The organism is Nocardioides sp. (assembly GCF_025964975.1).
Lineage (GTDB): Bacteria > Actinomycetota > Actinomycetes > Propionibacteriales > Nocardioidaceae > Nocardioides.
The window spans coordinates 1-3,701 of sequence record NZ_JAOPXV010000087.1 but is presented as its reverse complement, the minus strand read 5'-3'; the positions used below and the strand labels follow the sequence as shown (position 1 = coordinate 3,701).

Annotated in this window: 5 protein-coding genes and 1 pseudogene; 4 read left to right on the top strand and 2 right to left on the bottom strand. The window is 65.4% G+C overall.

Annotation, left to right across the window (positions count from 1 at the left end; genetic code table 11):
• The 4 genes from JWN68_RS06040 to JWN68_RS06025 all read left to right on the top strand — a co-directional run.
• A partial coding sequence (locus tag JWN68_RS06040) for a transposase (RefSeq protein ID WP_297736146.1) occupies positions 1–331 on the top strand: 331 nt, incomplete at its 5' end.
• Positions 328–786 (top strand): hypothetical protein, encoded by a 459-nt coding sequence (locus JWN68_RS06035; RefSeq protein ID WP_297736143.1) that lies wholly within the window; start codon positions 328–330, stop codon positions 784–786. The genes JWN68_RS06040 and JWN68_RS06035, both read left to right, overlap by 4 nt.
• Before the next feature lie 238 nt (positions 787–1,024).
• The gene (locus tag JWN68_RS06030; protein WP_297736140.1) at positions 1,025–1,324 is read left to right on the top strand and encodes a helix-turn-helix domain-containing protein; all 300 of its coding nucleotides are present in this window, start codon (positions 1,025–1,027) and stop codon (positions 1,322–1,324) included.
• Positions 1,321–2,670, top strand: coding sequence for a type II toxin-antitoxin system HipA family toxin (locus tag JWN68_RS06025; protein ID WP_297736137.1), 1,350 nt, complete (start codon positions 1,321–1,323; stop codon positions 2,668–2,670). The genes JWN68_RS06030 and JWN68_RS06025 overlap by 4 nt, the downstream gene beginning before the upstream one ends.
• A 73-nt stretch (positions 2,671–2,743) precedes the next feature.
• Here the strand turns inward: JWN68_RS06025 and JWN68_RS06020 are convergent, their stop codons facing one another.
• Together JWN68_RS06020 and JWN68_RS06015 are read right to left on the bottom strand one after the other, a co-directional pair.
• On the bottom strand, positions 2,744–3,355 hold the full coding sequence (locus JWN68_RS06020; protein ID WP_297736132.1) for a hypothetical protein: 612 nt from the start codon (positions 3,353–3,355) through the stop codon (positions 2,744–2,746).
• Between the two features lie 166 nt (positions 3,356–3,521).
• Positions 3,522–3,701 (bottom strand): annotated as a pseudogene (locus tag JWN68_RS06015) (DDE-type integrase/transposase/recombinase); the annotation flags it as partial.

Below are 3,701 nucleotides of genomic sequence, written 5' to 3'. Positions count from 1 at the left end.
TGTGGTGCCCGGAGGTGCCGCTGGAAGGATGTGCACCGTGCCGAAGCCCTATCCCAAGGAGTTCCGCGACGACGTTGTTCGCGTCGCGAGGAACCGTGAGCCTGGCGTCCACCTCAAGCAGATCGCTGCCGATTTCGGGATCAGCGAGTCGCGCCTGAACGGGTGGCTCAAGTCCGCCGATGTCGAGGACGGTACGAAGCCGGGCCACACCAGCGACCAGTCCGCAGAACTGCGCGACCTACGTCGTCGCAACAGGCTGCTGGAACAGGAGAACGAGGTCCTGCGCCGTGCGGCGGCGTACCTGTCGCAGGCGAACCTGCCGGGAAAATGATGTACCCGCTCGTCCGCGAACTGGCCGCCAAGGACGCCCCGATCCGGGTGCCCGTGACGGTGACGTGCCGGGTGCTGAAGCTGGCCCGCCAGCCCTACTACCGGTGGCTCGCCGAGCCGGTCGGTGATGCCGAGCTCGAGGAGGCCTACCGGGCCAACGCGTTGTTCGACGCCTATACCGACGACCCCGAGTTCGGGTACCGGTTCCTGGCCGACGAGGCCCTGGACGCCGGCGAGCCGATGGCTGATCGCACTGCGTGGCGGATCTGCTCGGACAACGGCTGGTGGAGCGCGTTCGGGAAGAAGAAGGCCCGCGGCAAGGCCAAGAAGCCGGGGCCGCCGGTCCACGACGACCTCGTCAAGGTGGCGCTCAGCACGCAGGGGACGTCCATCGAGGAGATGGCCGATCAGATCGCCACGGCCGTCAAGGGCGAGTTCGACGAGGACGTCGCGTAGCGGTACATCGGCGAGGGCGTACAGGACCGCCGTCTTGCTTACGTCCAGCATAAGACGAAGAACAGGAACAGGAAAAGGACGAAGATCGACAGGACGACGACGCGCCCTATGGGCGGAGCCGGAGCGACTGAGGAGATTGCGCTACTGGGTGCACGAGGGCTTCGATCCCGCACATATGGAAAGCATCAGTGCCATTATCTGCTATCGTGGCATAGTTAGTTTCCATAAGGAGAGCACCGTGAAGCGACCAAGCCCGGCGAAGACTAGACGCGCCGCCACGCAGATCGGCGGTTACGTGCTCACTTGGCGCAAGCTGCAAGGCCTCACGGCAGAACAGGTTTGCCAGCGAGCTGGGATCTCGCGGCCGACCCTACGGAAGGTCGAGACCGGTGACCCAACCGTAACCCTGGAGACGTTCCTCAACGTCCTGCGTGCCCTCGGTCGCCTCGACACCGTCGTCGACGTGCTCGACCCGTACGAGAGCGAGCTCGGACGTGCCCGTGCCGACACGTTGCTACCTGAGCGGGTCCGGCGATGACCGACGAGATCGAGGTCGCCGTCGACTTAGGTGACCGAACAATGGTCGCCGGGACCGCTCGCTTCGACCGGCGACGCAACCAGACCACCACCTCGTTCGACTACGACTCGGCGTACTTGGCCGACCCAGCGTCCTACCCCATCGACCCGGCCCTGTCGTTCGATACCCGCGGCGGGGTGGTCTCAGGGCTGCCTGGAGCCTTCGCAGACTGCGCCCCCGACCGTTGGGGGCAGATGCTCATCTCCAAGCGGATCCGGGCAAGCGAAACCGGTACGGCCAGAAGCATCAGCGAACTCGACTATCTACTTGGCGTATCCGACACGACCCGCCAAGGGGCTCTCCGGTTCCGGCGCGCCGGCAGCACAATGTTCGAGAACGCCGAGGCCGATGTGCCCCAGCACATCAAGCTGCCCGAGCTCCTGCACGCCTCCGACCAGGTCGCACGCGACGGCTCCGAGGACCTAACCGCGATCAAGCTCCTGCTGAACGCAGGAACTGGATCCCTCGGAGGCGCCCGACCGAAGGCGTCGATCATCGGACAGGACGAGCTGCTCTACATCGCCAAGTTCCCGCGCCACACCGACGAATGGGACGTCATGGCCTGGGAGAAGACCGCGCTGGACCTGGCAGACCGTGCTGGGATCGCTGTTCCCAGGACAATCCTGGTGAAGGTGTCCGGGCGCTCCGTCCTGCTACTCGAACGGTTCGACCGCCGCAACGGGTTGCGTGTGGGGTACATGAGCGCGATGACGCTCATCGAAGGCTCCGACGGCGGCGGTTACGACTACCTGGATGTCGCCGCTGGCCTCGTAGACGTCTCCGGTTCCGCGGACGAGGACTTGTCGCAGATGTGGCGCCGGATGGCGTTCTCGGTTGCTATCCACAACACCGACGACCACATGCGGAATCACGGTCTGCTCCGCGAGCCCAAGGGCTGGCGTCTGTCTCCTGCCTTCGACGTGAACCCGAACCCCGACGACGCCGAAGAACGAGCTACCTCCATCGCAGGTGAGACATCGCGTCAGGGTGAAGTCCAAGCGCTCATGCTGACCGCGGCGGAGTTCGGGCTCTCTGACGAGGAAGCTCGACGAACCTTGTCGGACATCGAACAAGCCACGGCATCTTGGCGTGACGTGGCGGCGGGCAACGGCATTCCATCCGGCGAGATCAACAGGTTCAGCGGAGCCTTCGACACACTTCGCGATCAGTTCAAGGACGGCACTACACCGCCGCAAACGCGCCGCAGTACGCCGCCCGGCGCCGACCGGGGCATCTCATCGACTCGTAGCAACAAAGGATCGTTCAAGTCTCGTCAGCAGGCGGAGGCCGACGTCGACCTCCGGTGACGAGCCGTCGGGGCTTCGCGATGTGTGCCCCGGCGCGCCCAGCGACCCACGGCGGCGAACTGCACTGAGGCGCTCAGGCGACAGACGCGGTGCTCTTGTCTGGTGCGGCGGTGGAGTACAGGAACTCCTTGCCGCCCCGCGCGGCGCCGGCGTTGCGCGTCTTGCGCAAGGCGCCGACAGCGACAAGGCGTTTGAGCCGGTTGTTGACGTTCTGGGGCGAGAGGGACAGGTCCTCGGCCAGTTCAGTTGCCCTGACGCTTCCGCGCGCGGCGGCCGCCAGGTACGTCTCTTGGAGCAACTCGTCACCAAGCAGCCCTAGGTGACCCCCGTCCTCGGCGACCACAACGGGGACCTCGCGACGCTCCAAGCACACCTCAATGGTCTCGGCGTTCTCCGGGTTCAGACCAGAGACGCAGACCGTCATGTCGTGGCTCGTGGCGTCCAACGTGGCAAGGAACTTCCCGAGGAACTCGTCGGCAAAACTGATGGTCATCGCCAAGACGCCGGCAAAGTCGATGGTGAGATCGAGACCGCGATTGTCGGCAATGAGGTCTTCCAGCCGCGCCCGACCCTCGCGCCCCTGGGCCCGCGAGGTTGGGAACTCGGCGAGCTGGTTCACACTGAACATCACTGGTTCAGTCATCGCTTCTCCCGTTTCATTGTTCGGATTGAACCATAGTTGCACCCTCGGGATCCAGATGGTGAGTTAGCCACGCCCACGTTCCGGGCGTCCGGTCGATGCGTGGGCGCACCTCGCGCTTCACCCCCTGCGCCGTCCCCACGACCATGATCTCGGCGTCGCCGGAGCGGATCTGAAGGCGCGTAGTCCCGTGGTGGCGGCTGACCTCGATGGTGGTCCGCATGTGGGATGCGACCCGCCAGCCCACGATCGCGCGTGAGTAGGCGTCGATGATGAAGCAGACGTAGGCGACGCCGGCCCAGGTCGGCACGAACGTCAGGTCGGTGACCCACAGCTGGTTCGGGGCCGTGGCGGTGAAGTCGCGGCCCACCAGGTCCGGGTGCCGCGGCAT